We start from the raw sequence: 18,637 nt of genomic DNA, 5'->3' as shown, positions 1-18,637 counted from the left end.
AAAAGAAGCTCCCAGCAGCTTTAGCCGCAGAAGCCTCTATAAAAGCACACCTAATCTATTCGTTAACAGCTAAGCATTTGCTCCATCATTCAATAGATCGAGTCTCTCCTCAGCGCTGATCCTCGGGCAAGTACTGCAATACCCATGCACCTGCTGTCCCTCCCGCCGCAGCCGGTAAGCTAAGCAGCAATATCGCCGTAAAAGAACCAAAGACCCTCCATATTGGCGATGCTGAAATTCTTTAAATGAAACATCCAGCGGATTACCCTGCCTTTTTTGGAACAAAACATGCCGGTCAGCCTTTATAAGCTGCAATCGCTGTTCCGTTTGCCAAATGCTCGTATTGTGCTCGAGTTGGGCATAACATTTTTGAACATAATGCGAAATCAGCGACCACATGACGCTAACCTTTGCTCCAGTATGCAAGGATACCGCCGTCAAAATCTTTTCCGTATGCTGAAGCAAACGATCTGTCCAATATTCAACCTCTACTTTGCGTTGTTCCAGCTCAAGAACGGACAGCCATGGACACACGGCCAACGTTGCCTGGTACTCCATCGCTGCTAGATTCATTATTCGAAAACGCACTCCTGCAGGCGATGCTTCCAGTTGGCAATCAAATAAACTAACAGCAGACAGCAGGCCCATAAAAAATACAGCGTAACGTTTGGCAAACAAGGTTCCCACAACGATATCCCCTGGATCTCCCAATTGTCTGGACTGGAGCTTCATAATGTGAGAACATTTAGCTGGATCCAGAAGCTCTGCAGCAGAGAATGGATAAGCTTCTTCCACTAATTCCCCTATGGAAATCCGAAAATGGTGTTGTAAAAAGTTAGCCGCCTGTTCCCGCTGAGAACACACCTCCATATTCTTACTCAATCATCTTCAATACTTCATCTATGATTTGTCCGCGTCCAATGACGCCCCAGCCTTTAAACAGCCAAAACGAGTCTGTTTCATACACCTTATTGTTTTGCACCGCAGAAACCTTATTCCAAAAAGAGCTATCGTTGATGCTCTTGAGATTATCCTGTCCATTAGGATCAACTTCAAGCACGATATAATCGGCGTCTAAGCCTGAAATCACTTCTAAAGACAGCTCGCCGCGCTGCTCCTCAGGCGTCAATGACGTTTTCGTAAAGCCGAGATCGTGGTACAACAACGTATTTGTTGGATGGCCTTTTTCCGCATAAATTTGCAGGTTTTTCTCTCTGACTCTTAAATAAGCAAGGTTATAGTTGTCGATAGCCTTAATTTTCTCACTGGCTTGTTTAGCCTTTGCATCAAGCTCGGCAATTTTCTCTTTAGCCAAATCCACTTTGTCGTACAATTCGGCCACCTTCAATAAATCCGCAGTCCAGTAGGTCGTATCATCGCCATACTCCAGCCACTCCGTACCAAGCACAAGCGTTGGCGCGATCTTAGCCAGCTGATCATACGTATTTTCCGCAGTCCGGCTCTCTATGAGAATGACATCCGGCTCCAGCTGAACAATCGCTTCCAAATTGGGACTATCCGCAGAGCCTACCAGCTGTACGCCTTCCAGCTCGCTTGCCAAATAAGGCAGGTAATCTCCGCCATAACGGGTCTCTACATTTACGCCAACTGGTTTTTCGCCGATAGTCAGCAGATGATCAATATAAGCAGCGGAGAGCACGACTATTTTGTCGATCTTAGCTGGAACGATGGCCTCCCCTTTCAGGTGGGTAACGGTTCGAGTCGCTTTTTCCACAGGTTGATTCGCAGATTGATTCGTTTGTTCGGGCTCGCTCGCTGGACTTTCTGCTTTACCGCAAGCCGTCACTGCAAGCAGCAGCATAGCCCATAATACGAGGTACATCATTCGGTGCTTATTCATTTGTTGTTAACCCTCTCTTTATAGTAATAATAATCATTATCACTAATCATAAAGAAAGGCCCTTCCAATAACCATGGATTATTCCATGCGATTAGGTTGGATCTTTTCATTCTATTATTCCCAGCTTTAATGCTGCATAATTCATCGCCCACATTCTCCCGGAAGGGCCTAGCGCTTTAAAAAATAAATCACTAGCATCATATACATGATGGCGACGTACTGCCTCAAGGGATTGCCACTCCTCCGATTGAAGCAAATGCTGCAATCGCTTCTTCGAACCTTTAGTTGAATCAGCCATCAGAAAAATATGCTGTGAATTAAATAATGGCAGTTCATTCAGCTGGATGTCGAGTGCCCATTCGTGGGCAGGGAATCGATCCGGAAGCGTTAAACCCAGATCATCATAAAAAAGGCTGCCCGTTTGATTTTTCCGCCCATATACCCGATAAAAGTTCTGGCTCACCCTTATAAAATAAACGCTCTGTTCTCCCAAGCAGGCCTTCATTCGTTCCTTCAGCCTTTCCGTTCTCTCGCCATAGCTGCTTATCCATGCCGCGGCCTGCTGCTCTCTGCCTAATAGGCCAGCAAGCTGCTCCAGCGTCTGTCCATACTTGTTCGAATGCTTGAGTACAGCAGTTGGCGCAATCTGATTCAGCAGCTCATCTCGCTCCAGACGATCACTTGTCAGCATCAGATCCGGCTTTGTTCGGAGCAGCTTATCGTAATTCGTGTGACCGCCTTGAAGCATAGAGCTTTGCTGGCTGGATGCGCTAAGCCCCGGAATGGAGCAGGACGAGGAAACCCGGCCCGTATAAGACAGCGAAGCAACTGGCTTATAGCCAAGCGTGATTAAATGGTCATCCAGTCCATAATATAAAGCCGCTATGCGGTGGCATTTATTTTTAATATATAAGGTAGGAGCAACGCCTTCGGCTTTTTTGAAAACTCTGCTGAAATAGTGCTCATCCTTGTAACCGACCTGCTCCGCTACACGCTTGGCTTTCATTGAAGAAACCAATAATTGCTTTGCTTTAGTAATTCGTTGTTTCAAAAGATATTCGGTAGGTGTGATCCCCATTTGATGTTTAAAGATTTTCGTAAAATGATTCGTACTGAAGCCTGCCATTTCCGCCAGTTGGCTGACCTGCAAATCCTTCGTGTAATTTTCATTCATATAGGCCAGCACCTGCTCCATGCCTACAGTCTGCTGCTCCGCCGCTATGCTTCTGCCCATTATCAGCAACAGCAGCTTTGAAAGATTGTAGTGGATCGTATGCCTCTCTTGTACTCTGGCATGCCGATTTAATTCAAATAAATGCTGGATTAGCCCTTCGACCGCAGCAAGATCGTCAACTCCCCCCATCCTCCCCTTCAATGGAAAAATAGGCTGCTTCACTGACCAGCCTTCTCTCGGCCTGCTCAGCTGCATACAGGAGAACACAATCAATGAATACTGAATCGGATCGGTGGAGTCCGAATACCCTTCGACCATCATTTCAGGCTGTAGAAAAAATAAATCGCCTGGCTTGACTTGAGCAGCATGACCGTTCATTTTCATTAAGCCCTTGCCAGCAGTTACATAGACTATGGAATAGGTATGGAGCATTTTCGGAGTTAATGGATCGTCCGCTTGACCCCGGAAAGAATAGCAGTGAACCGAAGTAAAGATCAGTCTCTTTATCAAATTCGCTAGATCATTCATGAGCCGCGACGCCGCCAGCCAAAAACGCGTACATGCACAATGCCCTTCGTCACCCAATGGGCTAAAATATACAGCACAATAAATAGAATCAGGAGCGGTTTAAAAAAGAACACCGCCACTAGCCAGCTAACGAGAATCTGCCAGCGTTTCATGCGCCTTATAACCTTCATTGGCGCTAAAAAAATACGATACAGCTTATGGCTGTTTTGCAAAGCATTCAAATATTCATCCTGATACTGCTTATCCTCTGGATTGAGCCTGACGGCGCTTTGCATATACTTTTCCTGCAGCGTATAATCGCCGCGGTGGCCTGCCGCCCAAGCGAGATGCAGCAGCACACCTGGATCTTCCGCCTCGATCTGAATAGCCTGCCTGTCCAGCTGCTCCGATTCCTCAAAATGGCCCAGCAGCGCTTCCGTATAGCTCAGCACAGCCAAATAAAGCGGCGAATCTGCATTCAGCTGGAGCGCTTGCAGCAGATGCTCCTTCGCTTGCTTTAATTTCCCCATTTTGTTCATTTGACTAGCAAGCAAATAGTAGTAATGGGCTCTATATGGTTCAATTCGCAAAGCTTCATGTGCCGCTTCAAGAAAGGCCTCCACATCATCCGTATCGTAATAGGCCACAACCCGCACATACCAAGCATCCGTATGGTCCGGATCTCGCTTCAACACTTCACCGGACCAATACAAGCTTTTTTCGTAATCTTCCATTAATAAATAAATCTGTGCTATAAGGGCCAATGCATCAGTATCTTCCGGGTTATGGCGCAAAAGCTGCTCTGTTTGCCCGAGAGCTTCCTTATACCGTTTCCACTCGATCAGCTGATATACAGCAGTATAAGTATTTTGCTCAAAATCTCTGTCTTCCGCCAAAGCTTTTCCTTGCTCCTTCCTGCTATTTAATGCCGTGCTTCTTCATATAATCCAGCACAACCTGGTAATCACGGTTGACATCACTGAAGGTCGCATAGTTTTTTGCGGTGGAAAACCATTCCAGTGTTGTCGCTTTGCGGGATTTTACTGCAGCTTTCACATCATTTTGAGAAATAGGCTGCACTTCACCCGTCTCCAGAATGCGCTCCATCGCCGATTCCACCGCATCGCTAACGACCTGCTCCAAATCAGCTCCGGAAAAATATTTCGTCTCGGCAGCAATCCGCTCCAAATTCAGCGAATCCATCGGCTTGCCTTTCAGCTTCAGCCCCAAAATCGTTTGGCGCTCCGCTTCCTCTGGCGGCGGTACAAAGACGAGATGGTTAAAACGTCCGGGACGTCTGAGCGCGGAATCCAAATACCATGGCGTATTGGTTGCGCCAATTACAAATACGTTCTCGTTCTCTGCTTGCAGACCGTCCAGCTCTAGCAGCAGTTGGTTGACCAGCATGCGATCGTGATGCTGGCGCATTTGGTTCCGGCTGCCGCCCATTGCATCAAGCTCATCTATGAAAATGACACAAGGCCTGCATTGTCGGGCTTTTTCAAAAAAGTCATGCAAATTATGCTCGCTCTGGCCCGTATACATCGAAAGAATGGCCTGCAGCTCAATATGGATAAAGTTTGCTTCAATTTCGCCCGCTACTGCTCGTGCCAGAAACGTTTTTCCACAGCCCGGAGGCCCAAACAGCAGCAAGCTTCCTCCAGCTGATTTGCCATAGGCGGCAAACAATTCCGGCTGCTTTAGCGGCAAAATGAAGTTCATGCGAATTTTCTTCTTAACATCCTCTAGTCCGCCTACATCATCGAACGTTTCCGCTGGCTTGTCCGACTCGACAAGCGATTGATCCTCTTGATTGAATTGGATAAGCTTTAGATTTTTGCGCCTTTGCGCTGCGAGATCATCAAAATCAGACATTAGGCTCTCTCCTCTACTAATCTAGCATGCTGAATTTACGCTATTTATCCAGAATAATGAAATATATGGTCGTTTGCAAGGGAAGCAGGCCATTCTACTCTTCCTCCACTACCTCTACCCATGCAGCATTCTGCCCCTGCCTTTCAAACGCCGAGCCAAGCTCCCCCTTAAAAGGCATCAATAAACTAGCATCCCGGTCTACCATTTCATAAACCTGCACCCTGAAAATATTATCGGCGTTAATGTAGCTATCCTCCTCATCGCCTGCGAACAAACGCCAGCCGCTGTCGTGCTCATTGTCGCCAGCTTCACGGTACATCCAGCACACGGCATCGCCCTGCTCCAAGCATCTCCTAGACACGAGCGCCATTTTTTCGCCATCCGCAAGCCATCTCTCATCGCCTTCCCGCAGAATCGTTCTGGCAATATGCTGCGGCTCGAACACTAAGCTGTCTCCTAGCTTCAAGGTTTTCAAATATACTGGCTGGTTCGTCAGTACCCCGGTATATTGCTCAGTCGCTTGGTTAAAGCCTGTAACCTCCACCCACATCCGTTCGGCTCTCGGCTCATTTTCACCCGGGTTTGCCAGTGTAAAATGCAATCGGACCCGCCTTCCTGCTTCTTGCGACCGTCGCTCCTTAGCAGACGGGATAAAGAAGCTGTCTGGATACAGCTTGCTCGTTTGTTCTACATCTTCAAGCGTCCATTCCATCATTCATTCCCCTTTCTCTCTTATACTCTTCATATCCCCAGAACGCTTCCTCTGCTCCGCCGTCCTCCAGCAGAATCATTACCGCATAAGAGATGATACTCAGCCATTCCTCCATCTGCTGCGTTTGCTCTGCCGTAATGATGCCGTTGCTCCGCAGCATGCCATCCGGCTCTACCGCCCAGGCTCTGCCCAAATGGCAAATGCTCCATAAACAGGCCATGATTTCACTGCTGACCAATTTACTCGCTAATTCGGGCGACAGTACATCAAGGATTGTCATTACCTCATGAAAATTATCCTCTACGAGCTGGCCTCTAAAGGGGCGGAGCATGCCGAGAAACCCGTTCGTCATTTTTTCCTGCTCGATATCGTCATGCGCAAATGCATGACATTTTAACAATGCCAAAGCTTCTTCCCTATTCATTGGCCTCTCCTTAACTTTCAAGCGTCGCGCTGAAATAGAATTGTTTTTATAAAAAAAGCCATCCCCGCACAAATCAGAAAGTTGTGCTGTGAGCTGCAGAAGCCTCTCAGTTCCATTCTTGTGCTTGGACAGCTTTATAGTTTACTTACAAAGCGGGAAAGACCTAAAGCTCTTTCGACGCCTGCTCCAAATATTTCGTTAATTGCGAATAATCAGGGGTATCTTTTTCCTGAATTTTGATCGTTTTCCGCTCCTCCGGGCCTTCAAACAGCTCTTCTGGCAAATCCAGACCCGTCGTATGGAATAGGGTAAAGGAAACCGCTTTTTTGGAAGGCGAAATGACCGCCGCATACTTGCCATTTTTCAAAAAGTGAGGCTTCTTATATTGCAGTCGCTCCTGAACGTCTGGAATGGCCTCATGTATGAGGCTTCGTAGCTGATTCGATACTTCCACCTGCCAGGGCACGTCCAGCGCTTCTATAAAAGCGGTTATTTCTTCTGTTTCGGGCAAAACGACTCCACCTCTCGCCTATCCAATGAATTTCGACAATGATTCACAAGCTTGTTTTTTCCTGCTGTCATTCCCTGAGTGTATTATGCAGGATTATGGAAGCGATGTCCATATTCGTGTATCTACGTTCCGCAATAAGTGCGGTAAGCACGGCCTGACGGCTCAGGCAAAGTTGCATATTCAGCCTGCTTTGGAGAATGTGCATACGGATCAGCTAGCGCCTCAAGCAGCCGCTCCATTACACTGTAATCACCATTAACCGCTGCTTCCAGCGCCTCTTCTACCCGATGATTGCGCGGAATGATAGCTGGATTGCTGCTGCGCATGAGCTGACCCGCTTCCTCTACGGACTGCTCCTGCCTGCCCAGCCTATTCTGCCAGCGCTCATGCCACTCTGTATATTCCTCGCTGTTAAATAGCGCCGAGTCATCCGGCTTGTTAAAGGTTAACGCCACAAACGTATTTGTGTAATCCGCGCCATGCTTCTCCATCAAAGTGAGCAGGTCTTTCATTAGCTCGTCGTCCTGCTCCTCCTCATTGAAAATGCCCAGTTTTCCACGCATGCCTGCGAGCCAATGACGATGGTATTGGTCTGTGAAATCCGCTAAAGCTTGCTCAGCAAGCTTTAGCGCCTGCTCCTCATCGTCGTGCAGCAGCGACAATAGCGATTCAGCCAATCTCGCCAAATTCCAGACCGCAATGTAAGGCTGATTGCCATAAGCATAACGGCCTTGACTGTCAATGGAACTGAATACCGTCGCTAGGCTAAACGCATCCATAAAGGCACACGGGCCGTAATCAATCGTTTCGCCACTAAGCGCCATGTTGTCCGTATTCATGACGCCATGAATAAAACCGACGAGCTGCCATTTGGCAATAAGCGATGCCTGACGCTTAATTACTTCCTGCAGCAAGGAGAGATAGCGATTGCCTTCCCCAGCAATTTGCGGAAAATGCCTTTGCACCGTGTAGTCAGCCAGTGCCCGCAGCTCCTCTGCCGTTCCCCATTGGGCAGCAAATTGAAACGTTCCGACACGAATATGGCTCGCAGCTACGCGGGTCAAAATAGCACCCTGCTGCGTATCCTCCCGGTAAACAGGCTCGCCCGTTTTCACGACTGCCAAGCTGCGGGTAGTGGGAATGCCCAGCCCATGCATGGCTTCGCTAATGATGTATTCGCGCAGCATCGGCCCAACCCCCGCACGGCCATCTCCGCCGCGAGAATAGGGCGTGCGCCCTGCTCCTTTTAATTGAATGTCGACTCGCTCGCCTGAGGGTGTTATTTGTTCGCCCAGCAGCAAGGCACGCCCGTCACCCAAGCGGTTAAAATGGCCAAACTGATGACCCGCATAAGCCTCAGCAAGCGGCAAAGCGCCCTCGGGAATTAGATTGCCCGCAAGCATAGCAACGCCTTCCTCGCTTTGCAGCGCCTCGGCATCAAGTCCAAACGATTCAGCCAGCTTGTCATTGCAAATAATTAGCTCTGGCGAGCGCACTGGGGTTGGGTTTGTTGCTGTAAACAAACCTTCTGGCAACCTTGCATAGCTGTTGTCAAAGTTCCATCCGATATATATATTGGCTTGCTTCTCGCTCATATTCGATCGCCTACTTTTCCATCAATTTGCACACTTCTTCATTATACTACATCTTGAAACGACATCCTGCATTCCCGCTTAGCCGCGTATGAATTAGCCAGCCGCCTTCGTCTCAGGATATAATTAACAATATATCATAACAGATATAGCTATTTCATATTGAGGAGTGAAGCATACTTATGGACCAGCAGCTTCTGGCACAAATCAACCTTTGGCATGAAGAAGAGGCGTTCGAGAGCATTGTTGATCGACTGCAAGAAATCCCTGAGGGCGACAGAGATTATGAGGTCATCATCCAGCTTGCCCGAGCCCTTAACAATACAGATTGTTACCGCGAGGCACTTAAGCAGCTTTCCTTAATCGCCGAGCAAGGCAAAGAAGACCCTTTGTGGCATTTTCGCCAAGGCTATGCCTATTATTTTCTAGCGCGTTACGTGGATGCCTTACAGGCTTTTGAGCTATCCAGCCGCTTGGACCCCCAATCGGAACCAACCTTGGAATTTTTGGAGTGGACCAAGCCGCTCGCTGAAAAAATGGTGCGCCAGCATAAGCGCTATGTAGAGGAAAGCGAAGCGGTCGGGCAAAAGCGCGGCAGCGGGAATGACGCGCCCTTCGCCTCGTTCGATTTACAAAGCTTTTGGGAGGACAGCGATTACGCCCGCAAGTCTTATGTGCTGCCCCCTCCAACCGCTGAGCTGGTCTCATCCATTGAGCAGGAGCTTGGCTACAAGCTGCCGGCCTCCTACATTGCTCTTATGAACAGCCAAAACGGCGGGGTTCCCGTCAATTGCCGTTTCCCAGCGGACGAGCCGACCTCCTGGTCAGAGAATCATGTCGCGATTACGGGCATTATGGGCATTGGACGCAATAAATCCTACACGCTTGGCGGAGATTTAGGGAGCCGGTTCATGATCGAAGAATGGGGCTATCCAGACCTTGGGATCGTCATTTGCGACTGCCCTTCCGCAGGCCATGATGTCATTATGCTGGATTACCGCTTCTGCGGGCCAGACGGCGAGCCTGCCGTCGTTCACGTTGATCAAGAGGACGAATACAACATTACGTATTTGGCATGCAGCTTTGAACAATTTATTAAAGGGCTCGTTCATGATGATGTGTTCGATAGGTCCGCTGAGGAGAAGGAAGCGGATTTGAAAAAAGTAGCCGAAGGCGCATTTTCCCCTCTCTTGGCTGAGCTTTGTGCTGCTGTTACGGAAACGGATGATTTGGAAGAGAAAATCCGGTCGATTTGCAGCCAGATTACCGAGGAGAAGGGCTATTTCGTCTTTCAAGCCGACAAGCTGTCTACCTTGATGTATGATTTGCAATTTTGGCTCTACACGAAAACTTATCCGAATCCTGCACGGAAAAAATATATTGACGACTATGATAAGTTGATCGCATTCGGCGAAAGCGAGTTTAGCACAGGCGGCTATGCGCCGGCATTTATTACCGACTGGCTCGATGATCGCATCAAGCTGGGAAAAATCATCGTAACCGACCGTACTCTCGCCATGACGGATGAAGCTATCGAGCAGGTGATTGAACAGTTAAACGCCTATGCAGCTCCTAACAATAAGGCAGTGCTTCCTTCAGAGGCTGGCGGGATTATAGCACAATTGCAGCCTTTTATTTTTATTGAACACGACAATAAATCCTGGTCTGTTATTCTAAATGCCGGCACCTACAAGCAGGAACTTTTTGATACGAGGGCGGAAGAAGGCTTTCAAGGCAGCGGCTATGACTGGGGCTCGCTTGCAGCCGTATTTGTGGAGGAAAAAATGCCGGAGCTTGCCGAGCATATCCACTTCGATTCAGAGGCAGATATGTTCTGCGTGTGCGCCAGCAATCGGGAAGCCCTGGTGAATTTTGCGCTAGCCTTCAAAGCAGCCTGTGAGGATCATGATTTAATCAGCGATCTATTTACTCGCGCTGAGCTAGATTAATTTTATGTAACGACTAGCCTTCAGTCATTAAACGCTGCTAACCTCCTGATTTTAGATAATCGCTAACCAAAAAATGCCCGATAGGCTCCTTTATAGAAGCCTTCGGGCATTTTTTCTAGCTCGTTTAGCTGAATTCGCTAGTTTCGTGAGGCTTATAAAGCCCCACTCACCAAATTTCCTTTATACCATACAGCCTGACGCTGCGCTTTTCTTGCAATAGCCTCTGCCGAACAGCTCGCGTGGGTCAATACAAAACTGGCGGCATCGCCTACTTTGGGCCACACCTGCTCGCCTTTCGCATTAAGTGGTGTAATTCCACCTGTAATAAAGGCAAGTGTCTGGGACAACGAGGCTTCCTCTTGGCAACCATACAATTCTGCGTAGCGTCCTGCCTTATCCAGCAAATCCCCGCTGCCAAATGGCGACCAGTGATCCGTGAGGCTATCGGTTACCAGCTTCACCTTCACGCCTTGACGGCTCAGCATCGGCAGCGGCATATTCATTTTCCCAATCGGCACTGTGGAAGCAATGGACATGCCCAGCTTAGCCATCCGTCCAGCCATTTCTTTTGCCTCCTGCGGCTCAGCGCCTGCAAACCAAAAGGCATGGCTTACGGTTACTTTTCCGTGCAGATCCGCTTCTTCAGCCAGCTCCGCTAGCCGGTTCAAAGTTTGCCGGCCAGCTTCGCGTGCATCGTGCAAATGAATATCGATGCCCGCACCATGATAAACAGCCAATTCAATTATCGTTTGCAACGATTTTTCAATATCTCCATCTACTGTATACGGATCTACCCCACCAACATGCGTGGCACCTTCAGCCAGCGACTGCTTGACGAGTGCAACCGAATCAGAGCGAAGCAGGCCATGCTGGGGAAAAGCTACAATTTCGGCCGAGATTTTACCAGAGAACGTCTCCAATGCTTGCTTCGTAGCTTCTAATCGCTTGAGTCCGCTGACGGGTTCAATATTGCAATGGCTGCGCACATGCGTGGCGCCAAATCGTTGGATTAGAGACAAAATATGCTCTGCTTGCAGTTTCGCCGTCGGCAGCAGCTTGGGCAATAACACCTTCTCTTCCTCTATTCGTTCGAAAATACTCGCTGCAGGCTTGACCGCTTTCCACGGGCCGCCAAAATAGGTTTTGTCTAAATGAATATGTGCTTCCTCAAACGATGGCAGCAGCAATAAACCTTTTGCATCATATTTCGGCAAAGCGCTGATTAGCTCCACTCCATCCTTCAAAATTTCAACAATGGTTCCATCTTCTATCCGCAATTGGCAGTTGCGAGTCTTCGTACCCGCTACTTGCCCAGCCTCAAACTCATACCCTTGCTCCAGCCTTACATTGGTTAACCAGTAAGATGTATTCACCATGTCAGCCCCGCTTTCATTTCAGCTTAAAACTATGGTAACATAGCTGTCATCATACTAAAAATATTTAAAAAATTCGTTTTCCATACTTTTTTCGTTTGGAATGGAAAGGATTTGCCGCATGGATATTCGCCAGCTTCGTTATTTCATCGCGATCGCGGAAGAGAAACAAATTACAGCGGCCGCTGAAAGGCTGCATATGACACAGCCTCCGCTTGGGCAACAGCTGAAAGGCCTGGAGGAAGAGCTCGGGGTACAGCTTTTTGTAAGAAGCGGGAAAGCGCTGGAGCTTACTGACGCTGGAGAGGCGTTATACAGGCGCGCCTTATTTTTAACAAAAGCGCTTGAAGAGACCAAGCTGGAGGTGGAGGAAATTGGTAGCGGTACGCGGGGCAAATTAATGCTGGGTATCAATACGCTCTCATCCGTCGTTTTGCCACAGCTGCTGCACAAGTTTAAAGAAGCTTATCCGCTCATCACTTATAAAATCCAGCAAAATGAATCAGCCCAAATTGTTCGGCTGCTCAATGAACGTTCCATTGAGCTTGGAATCGTGCGGCTGCCACTGGAGTTAGCTGAATTCGAAGTGCTGGAGCTCCCATCCGAGCCCTTTTATTTCGTAACCGCGAGCCATGTCCTGCACCCCGCCGATCAATGCTCCTACCGTGATATTCAGCGTTATCCGCTTATTTTACCCAGTGCGGAAGGGCTCGGCCTATATAAAAGCATCATCCAGCAGTTTGCTGATCGCGGCTTGCAGGCTGATGTGATTGGAGAATGCTCGGATATTCCCCTATTGTTGAAGTGGGTAGCCTACGGGGATGGAGCAACCATTGTGCCGCAGTCCGTTCTTGAGCTGCATCAAGGCTATGACATCCAATCGTTTGCCATTTCAGACAGTGACCTGCATTTTGCCACCGGGCTTATCTGGTTAAAGGACCGTTATTTGTCTAAAGCGGCACAACGCTTTATTGAATTAATGAAGCAGGAAAGCGGCAATAAACAATCTTAGTGCTCTTCAATCCCAACCTCATGAACCTTTCTTTACTATTCAATGGTCAGCGCCCATAAAAAAGGTCAACCAGAGTGCCTGGTCGACCTTTCAGAAGAAAACAGCATCTAATCCTCTCTTGGATAAAGGGGTCTATCAAATCCGCCTAAAATAAAATCCGGTTCACTTCTGTTTGGCTGCTTGGATATCCAGCAGCCTTACGATAACCTCCGCCGCTTCCGCACGGCTCACAGCCTGAAGCGGGCGGAAGTAGCCGTCCTTGTAGCCTTGAATTGCCCTAAGCTCGACGAGTGCATTTAGCGAGCCTAGTGCCCATGGGGAAATATCGGCATTATCGCTGAACGATGCGTTTTTCGTGCTGTCGGTGTTTAATTGAAAGACTCGCGCCAATATTACGGCCATTTGCTCGCGGGTAATTTTCTCATTTGGACCAAAGGTTCTTGTATTCATTCCCTCTACAAGGCCGAGCTTGGCAGCAGCTCTCACCGCATCCTCTGCCCAGTGGCTGTTCATATCGTCGAATGATGGGCCTTCATCCGCTTTAATACCAAGCACCTTCACGATTAATATGGCAAATTCAGCACGTGTCATTTCCCCTTGCGGGTGAAACGAGCCGTCCGGATAACCGTTTAGCGCATTCATAGCATAAAGTCGCTCAATCGCGGGTTTTGCCCAGTGCTTTTGCATATCCGTGAATGGAGCAAGGCCAGCAGGCTGTTCCGGTCCATTAGTAGGAGCCGGGCTTGGGGTCGGTTCCAGCACAGGTGCAGGCGTCGGCGTTGGCAACGGAGAAACTCCTCCACCCCCAGAAGATCCTCCACCACTTACAGGTGGCGCAGCAACCAATATGCTCACCTTTGCGGAATCTGAGACAGCTATGCCGTCTCCAGCTGTATACGTAAAACTGTCAGAACCTATAAAACCCGCACGAGGGGTGTACATAAATGAACCCGTATTATGATCCATTAGCGTCACGGTTCCTTGTGTTGGCTCCGTAGCAATAACATAGTGAAGCATGTCCCCTTCCGCATCCGTCGCCTTCAAGTGACCAGTAATTGCCGTATTTTGTTGTGTCGATATCGTTAATGCTGTCGCCTGTGGTTTGCCATTAGGCAAAATGCGGATTAAGCCATACGCTTCATTCGTTAAACGGCCGCCTGCACCAATTTGGAATACAAACGAATCCTGTCCTGTCGCGCCCGCGTCCGCCGTATACTCAAATACGCCGTAGACGGAATCCGTCACTGTCAACTGTCCCTTCGCCGGAGCTTTCAGCACTTGAACGCTCATATTTTCCGTTGTTTCGGTGACTGCATCAGCCAAGCGCCCCGTCAGCTTGCCCCCTTCTCGCAAAGTGAACTCCAAATTCGATGCTTCCCAATTTTCCGTTTCAGGCTGCTTATCGTTAATTTGGATGATGACCAGGGCTTCTTCTGATTCATTTTTCCCATCGGAAGCTTGGAAAGCAAAGAAATCGATTCCCGTCGCGTTAACTGCAGGCACATACTCAAACGCGCCTGTTGCTGCATCCGTAATTGTGGCACTCCCTTTACTCGGCTGTTTCACAATACGAAATGAAAGGGCGTCTCCATCTGCATCCGATGCTTGCAAAATGTTCTTCAATACTTCCCCAGAGCGAACAGCATGCTCCTGCTTTACTGCAACAGGGGCATGATTTGGAATAATCGTAATCTTCACCTGTGCTTCATTGGAATATGCTTTGCCGTCATACGCCCGGTACGTGAAGTAATCGAGTCCGTTATAGTTAGGATTAGGCGTATAAACAAAGCTGCCCTGCGCATTCGCGTTCAAGGTTCCGTTAGCTGGCTGCGTTTTGATTTCATAAGTCAACGTATTTAGATCAGGATCAATCGCAGAAAGCTGGCCAGTGTAGGCTTTATTTTGATCCGTCGTCACTGATAGATCGCTGCTGACAGGAGCTTCATTTTCATTGATCAAAAACTCGGATGGAGCCAACGCACGATCCGTTATGCGGATCTCATTGATCCAGCCATTAAAGCCTTTTTCAAATAGGTTATTGTATTGAGAAGCTCCGATAATCCACGGCACATACGAGCCATTTTTCTGTGCAGTAGCCAGACCAACAGAATTGCCAGCTGCTCCTTCGTCATTACGAAGCACAGGCGATCCGTTAATATACATGATTGTCGAAAGTGAATCATTGACAACGGCCACATGAATCCAGTCATGCAACATTTCGCCCGACCAGTTCGTTTTTAAGTCATTCAAGTTTGTCGGATATGCTGCCCACTTCATTTCCTTATTTGTGGAGACCGATAATGCAGCGAGCGGCCGGTTACGGTCGCCGTCCATTTTCCCGCCATCACGACCTGTTCCGCCACGTCCAAGTAAACCCATCCAGCCATTTTTCTCGGCATCAAAGCTGCTCGCCAGACGGATGTATGTCTCGAACGTGTAGCCTTCTGAGAAGGTCATAGCATTTAATGGCGCATCATCTGCCGTTCGTAAATAAGACAGCTCGTCCGGGAAGCTGTCATAGGAAGAAATTTGAAGGCTGCCCGTACTTTTCGAGAATGCCGGCTTTTCATCCGACCAATCCATAAAAATATCCGGCACATCCCGTTTCATAACATCAACGCGATACAGGTCATTGCCGTTTCCCGACAAGTCCTTCACTTGAAAAGAACCGTCTGCGGGCTGTTCAAACCTCCAGTGTGCCCCTCCATTAGAACTAGGCTCGCCATCCTGGACATTAATTGTCACTATGCCAAACTCGGAATCGCTCGAACCGTCATTCACCTTGAAGGCAAATTGGTCGATGCCCACATATCCAGGGGCAGGTATATATTCAAATATACCGTCTGCTGGATCAAGCAGGGTTACCGTTCCTTTTGGCGGCTTCATATCCAAGTAAAATTCAATTTCAGCAATATTTCCCCACCCGCCAAATGGTGCCGCATAACGCAAATAACGATAAGCTGTCGGGTCGTTGATTTCTTCCTCTCTCCAGCCATCTTTTGTCATAGGGGGAACCACATAAAAATCTTCCAAATACCCTGTGTTGGTTCCTTCATTTGATCCTTGAAACTGCCCATCCACCATTCGCGAAGGATACTTGTCCCGCGGATGAAACCTCAATTTGCGAACGACCGCTTCATTCCCTTCGCCCAAATCAATCCCAACATAAGCGCCGCTTGGATGATGAAAATCATAATAGGTGCTCACATCCCCATCAAACACTTTTTCGGCTTCAAACCCTGGCCTATAAGGAGGACCTGCGCTGAAAATCGTCCCGGAAGCTTTAACCAGTGGACCATCTCCAGCCGAAAGGGAATAAGTCACAGGCATGCCGTCTATCCCCAGCCCGCTCAACTTGCCTGTCAGCTTCATTTCCTTAGCTGTGTTGAACGTTTCACTTATTGCTAACGGTACTTTACTTGGCGCTTCCCCAGCAGCCTCAACCCGATTCACGCTCCAAGCCGCAGGAACACTCCAGACCAGCAGCAAAGCTATTAGGCATAATAACAGCCTTTTTGCTTTTCTTCTCATTAATCGCATTTCATGAATTCCGCCTCTCTCGTATTCTACTTTCCCCTCCCTGTTCCTCTCTCGCTGCTTGTTAACCATTTTTCAATCTCAGCTTCTGCATGCTTCGTCTAGTTTGAAAGGATCACCTCCCTTCCGGAAAAATCCATTGAATACATATTAAAATGATCATCTGAGGGTCAATCAATTGTTGTAGGAGGCCGAACTTCTGAAGAGGTTTCATTTGATTTTTGGGGAAAAGAGGCGCAAAATGTGCCACGTATTGTGGCATTTTTTGGACAACGTAAAAAGGCCCAGTTATAATTGAGCCCCTGAGTATTACTATATAAAGACGTTCACACGAATCGACTAAACCATGATCATGAAACGTATTATTAACAAATCGTTTTCACATAAATAACCACTCTTGTTCATTTCGCCAAAATACTTGTATAGTCCTGCTCAATAATGAATTTAAAATCACTCCCCACAAACGCCTACTAAATGCCGCGTATACGCATGTCTTTACGACAACATTAGCATTTAACTGCTGGATTCATCTATGATCTTCCCGTTCTCCAGCACCATTATTCGGCTGCACATGAGCTGAACGGCTGCCAAATCATGCGAAATAAACAAGCAGGCAAAACCAAGCTGCTGCTGCAACCTCTGCAATAGCTTTAAAATCTGGGCTTGAATGATCATATCCAAACTCGCAGTAGGCTCATCCAAAATAATAAAGTCAGGCGCAATGCTGATCGCCCTGGCGATACATGCCCGCTGCCTCTGGCCTCCGCTCAGCTCATGGGGATATTGCCGCATGACGCTGGCTGGAAGTCCTACCATATCAAGCAACAGAGCAGCCGCTTCATCCCGTTTATATCGGCTATCGCCTAAAAATGCAGGCGCTTTGTCCTTGAATATATCAAGCGGTTCCATTAATGAATCCACAATCGTCAGCCTCGGGTTCAAACTGGCTGCTGGATTTTGAAATACCGTTTGAATACGTCCGCTTATGTACGACCGCGCGACAGCTTTCCGTTTATGCAGCGGCATTTGCTGGAACTGGAGCTCTCCTTCGTCAAGCGGCTCCATAAGCATCAAGCATCTAGCCAATGTGCTTTTGCCGCTGCCGCTCTCGCCGACCAGCCCTAAACATTCCCCTGCTTTCAGCGTAAAAGATACTTGATCCAGCACCTTAATGCCTTTGCCTTTCGGGTATGTTTTGATGAGATTTTGGGCGACGAGCAAGCTATTCTCACTGCTGGCCTCCAGTCTGCCTCCCTGCTCCCGCATCGTTTGCTCGGTGTCCACTGGCTGTAACTGCAGCATCGGTTCTCGTTCAGTCTTAAAGGTTGGTGATGACCATGAGCTGGGCTCAGCTGCAAGAAGCTGCTTCGTATAGGGATGGGTTGGCGCTTCCAGCACTGCCCGCACATTACCCGACTCCAGCATACAGCCCTCGCTCATAACAGCCACTTCATCGGCATAACGCCTGACATGCTTTAGGTCATGCGTAATAAACAGAATAGCGCAGCCGATTTGCTCCTTCATCTCCATGAGCAAACGGAGTATTTCCTCTCCCGTTGCATAATCCAGCGCAGTCGTTGGTTCATCGGCAATAAGCAGCTTTGGCTTAAGCAGCAGCGCGGCTGCGATGGACACCCGCTGCAATTGTCCGCCGCTCAGCTCAAAGGGATAGCTGTTATATACGCGCTCTGCCGGCAGACGCACCTTGCCTAAGCTAGACAATATTTGCACTTTCCGCTCCTTGCGGCCTAAGCGGCTATGCGCTTGCAGCGTCTCATCCAGCTGCTTCCCGAGTCGAATAAAGGGACTAAACATGCCCGCATAGTCTTGAAAAATATAAGCAATCTCCTTGCCCCGCAACCGGCTTAGTTGTTGGGCGGAAAGCTCTGAAACAGATTGCCCCTCGAACAAAATCTGCCCTTTCGTTATGCGCACAGCATGAGGCAGCAAGCCGCCAATCGCGAGGCCGGTCAGCGTTTTTCCGCTGCCGCTTTCACCAATTAAAGCGAGCCATTGCTGCTTTTCAATAGATAGATGAAGGTTATGAACAAGCTGCTGCTGCCCTGCGTGTAAGCTAAGCCCTGTTATTTTTAATATGCCCATTGCCTTG

14 protein-coding genes are annotated in these 18,637 nt (G+C 48.5%); 2 read left to right on the top strand and 12 right to left on the bottom strand.

Annotation, left to right across the window (positions count from 1 at the left end; genetic code table 11):
- Window positions 1-69: 69 nt before the first annotated feature.
- The 9 genes from BBD42_RS23655 to BBD42_RS23615 form a co-directional block, all read right to left on the bottom strand.
- Window positions 70-882: a hypothetical protein gene (locus BBD42_RS23655; RefSeq protein WP_150131597.1), complete on the bottom strand. Its 813-nt coding sequence runs from the start codon at window positions 880-882 to the stop codon at window positions 70-72.
- A complete protein-coding gene (locus tag BBD42_RS23650; RefSeq protein ID WP_099520146.1) occupies window positions 875-1,861 on the bottom strand; it encodes an ABC transporter substrate-binding protein in 987 nt (328 codons plus the stop codon). The genes BBD42_RS23655 and BBD42_RS23650 overlap by 8 nt, the downstream gene beginning before the upstream one ends.
- A 106-nt stretch (window positions 1,862-1,967) precedes the next feature.
- Window positions 1,968-3,467, bottom strand: coding sequence for an AraC family transcriptional regulator (locus BBD42_RS23645; protein ID WP_237163553.1), 1,500 nt, complete (start codon window positions 3,465-3,467; stop codon window positions 1,968-1,970).
- 92 nt (window positions 3,468-3,559) lie between these two features.
- Complete coding sequence (locus BBD42_RS23640) at window positions 3,560-4,438, bottom strand: tetratricopeptide repeat protein (protein WP_099520144.1); 879 nt, start codon at window positions 4,436-4,438, stop codon at window positions 3,560-3,562.
- A 22-nt stretch (window positions 4,439-4,460) separates the two neighbouring features.
- Window positions 4,461-5,417, bottom strand: a complete 957-nt coding sequence (locus BBD42_RS23635; RefSeq protein ID WP_099520143.1) for an ATP-binding protein — start codon at window positions 5,415-5,417, stop codon at window positions 4,461-4,463.
- A 94-nt stretch (window positions 5,418-5,511) separates the two neighbouring features.
- The gene (locus BBD42_RS23630) at window positions 5,512-6,132 is read right to left on the bottom strand and encodes an immunity protein Imm33 domain-containing protein (protein ID WP_237163206.1); all 621 of its coding nucleotides are present in this window, start codon (window positions 6,130-6,132) and stop codon (window positions 5,512-5,514) included.
- Window positions 6,113-6,553 carry a hypothetical protein gene (locus tag BBD42_RS23625; RefSeq protein WP_099520141.1) on the bottom strand — a complete coding sequence of 147 codons (441 nt, stop codon included), beginning with the start codon at window positions 6,551-6,553 and terminating at the stop codon, window positions 6,113-6,115. The genes BBD42_RS23630 and BBD42_RS23625 overlap by 20 nt, the downstream gene beginning before the upstream one ends.
- A gap of 163 nt (window positions 6,554-6,716) precedes the next feature.
- The gene (locus BBD42_RS23620) at window positions 6,717-7,064 is read right to left on the bottom strand and encodes a DUF1801 domain-containing protein (RefSeq protein WP_099520140.1); all 348 of its coding nucleotides are present in this window, start codon (window positions 7,062-7,064) and stop codon (window positions 6,717-6,719) included.
- 122 nt (window positions 7,065-7,186) lie between these two features.
- Window positions 7,187-8,659: a protein adenylyltransferase SelO gene (locus BBD42_RS23615; RefSeq protein WP_099520139.1), complete on the bottom strand. Its 1,473-nt coding sequence runs from the start codon at window positions 8,657-8,659 to the stop codon at window positions 7,187-7,189.
- A gap of 179 nt (window positions 8,660-8,838) precedes the next feature.
- Here BBD42_RS23615 and BBD42_RS23610 point away from each other — a divergent pair, with 179 nt between their 5' ends.
- Window positions 8,839-10,605: an Imm51 family immunity protein gene (locus tag BBD42_RS23610; RefSeq protein WP_099520138.1), complete on the top strand. Its 1,767-nt coding sequence runs from the start codon at window positions 8,839-8,841 to the stop codon at window positions 10,603-10,605.
- 152 nt (window positions 10,606-10,757) lie between these two features.
- Here BBD42_RS23610 and BBD42_RS23605 read toward each other — a convergent pair whose 3' ends face one another.
- Window positions 10,758-11,981: an amidohydrolase gene (locus tag BBD42_RS23605; RefSeq protein WP_099520137.1), complete on the bottom strand. Its 1,224-nt coding sequence runs from the start codon at window positions 11,979-11,981 to the stop codon at window positions 10,758-10,760.
- 118 nt (window positions 11,982-12,099) lie between these two features.
- Here BBD42_RS23605 and BBD42_RS23600 point away from each other — a divergent pair, with 118 nt between their 5' ends.
- Window positions 12,100-12,990, top strand: coding sequence for a LysR family transcriptional regulator (locus BBD42_RS23600; RefSeq protein ID WP_099520136.1), 891 nt, complete (start codon window positions 12,100-12,102; stop codon window positions 12,988-12,990).
- Between the two features lie 162 nt (window positions 12,991-13,152).
- Here BBD42_RS23600 and BBD42_RS23595 read toward each other — a convergent pair whose 3' ends face one another.
- Together BBD42_RS23595 and nikE are read right to left on the bottom strand one after the other, a co-directional pair.
- The gene (locus tag BBD42_RS23595) at window positions 13,153-16,530 is read right to left on the bottom strand and encodes an Ig-like domain-containing protein (protein ID WP_172455602.1); all 3,378 of its coding nucleotides are present in this window, start codon (window positions 16,528-16,530) and stop codon (window positions 13,153-13,155) included.
- A gap of 510 nt (window positions 16,531-17,040) precedes the next feature.
- Complete coding sequence (gene nikE, locus BBD42_RS23590; RefSeq protein WP_099520134.1) at window positions 17,041-18,630, bottom strand: nickel ABC transporter ATP-binding protein NikE; 1,590 nt, start codon at window positions 18,628-18,630, stop codon at window positions 17,041-17,043.
- Between the last annotated feature and the right edge of the window lie 7 nt (window positions 18,631-18,637).

It is taken from the genome of Paenibacillus sp. BIHB 4019 (genome assembly GCF_002741035.1).
Lineage (GTDB): Bacteria > Bacillota > Bacilli > Paenibacillales > Paenibacillaceae > Pristimantibacillus.
Note: the sequence above shows the minus strand (reverse complement) of the source record. Positions and strands in the feature narration are given on the sequence as shown.

Bases quoted from the DNA above. Each gene is read 5' to 3' on its own strand.
- BBD42_RS23650 (WP_099520146.1), bottom strand. From the start codon at position 1,861: ATGAATAAGCACCGAATGATGTACCTCGTATTATGGGCTATGCTGCTG.
- BBD42_RS23645 (WP_237163553.1), bottom strand. From the start codon at position 3,467: ATGCTCCATACCTATTCCATAGTCTATGTAACTGCTGGCAAGGGCTTA.
- BBD42_RS23635 (WP_099520143.1), bottom strand. From the start codon at position 5,417: ATGTCTGATTTTGATGATCTCGCAGCGCAAAGGCGCAAAAATCTAAAG.
- BBD42_RS23630 (WP_237163206.1), bottom strand. From the start codon at position 6,132: ATGATGGAATGGACGCTTGAAGATGTAGAACAAACGAGCAAGCTGTAT.
- BBD42_RS23625 (WP_099520141.1), bottom strand. From the start codon at position 6,553: ATGAATAGGGAAGAAGCTTTGGCATTGTTAAAATGTCATGCATTTGCG.
- BBD42_RS23615 (WP_099520139.1), bottom strand. From the start codon at position 8,659: ATGAGCGAGAAGCAAGCCAATATATATATCGGATGGAACTTTGACAAC.
- BBD42_RS23610 (WP_099520138.1), top strand. From the start codon at position 8,839: ATGGACCAGCAGCTTCTGGCACAAATCAACCTTTGGCATGAAGAAGAG.
- BBD42_RS23605 (WP_099520137.1), bottom strand. From the start codon at position 11,981: ATGGTGAATACATCTTACTGGTTAACCAATGTAAGGCTGGAGCAAGGG.
- BBD42_RS23600 (WP_099520136.1), top strand. From the start codon at position 12,100: ATGGATATTCGCCAGCTTCGTTATTTCATCGCGATCGCGGAAGAGAAA.
- BBD42_RS23595 (WP_172455602.1), bottom strand. From the start codon at position 16,530: ATGCGATTAATGAGAAGAAAAGCAAAAAGGCTGTTATTATGCCTAATA.
- nikE (WP_099520134.1), bottom strand. From the start codon at position 18,630: ATGGGCATATTAAAAATAACAGGGCTTAGCTTACACGCAGGGCAGCAG.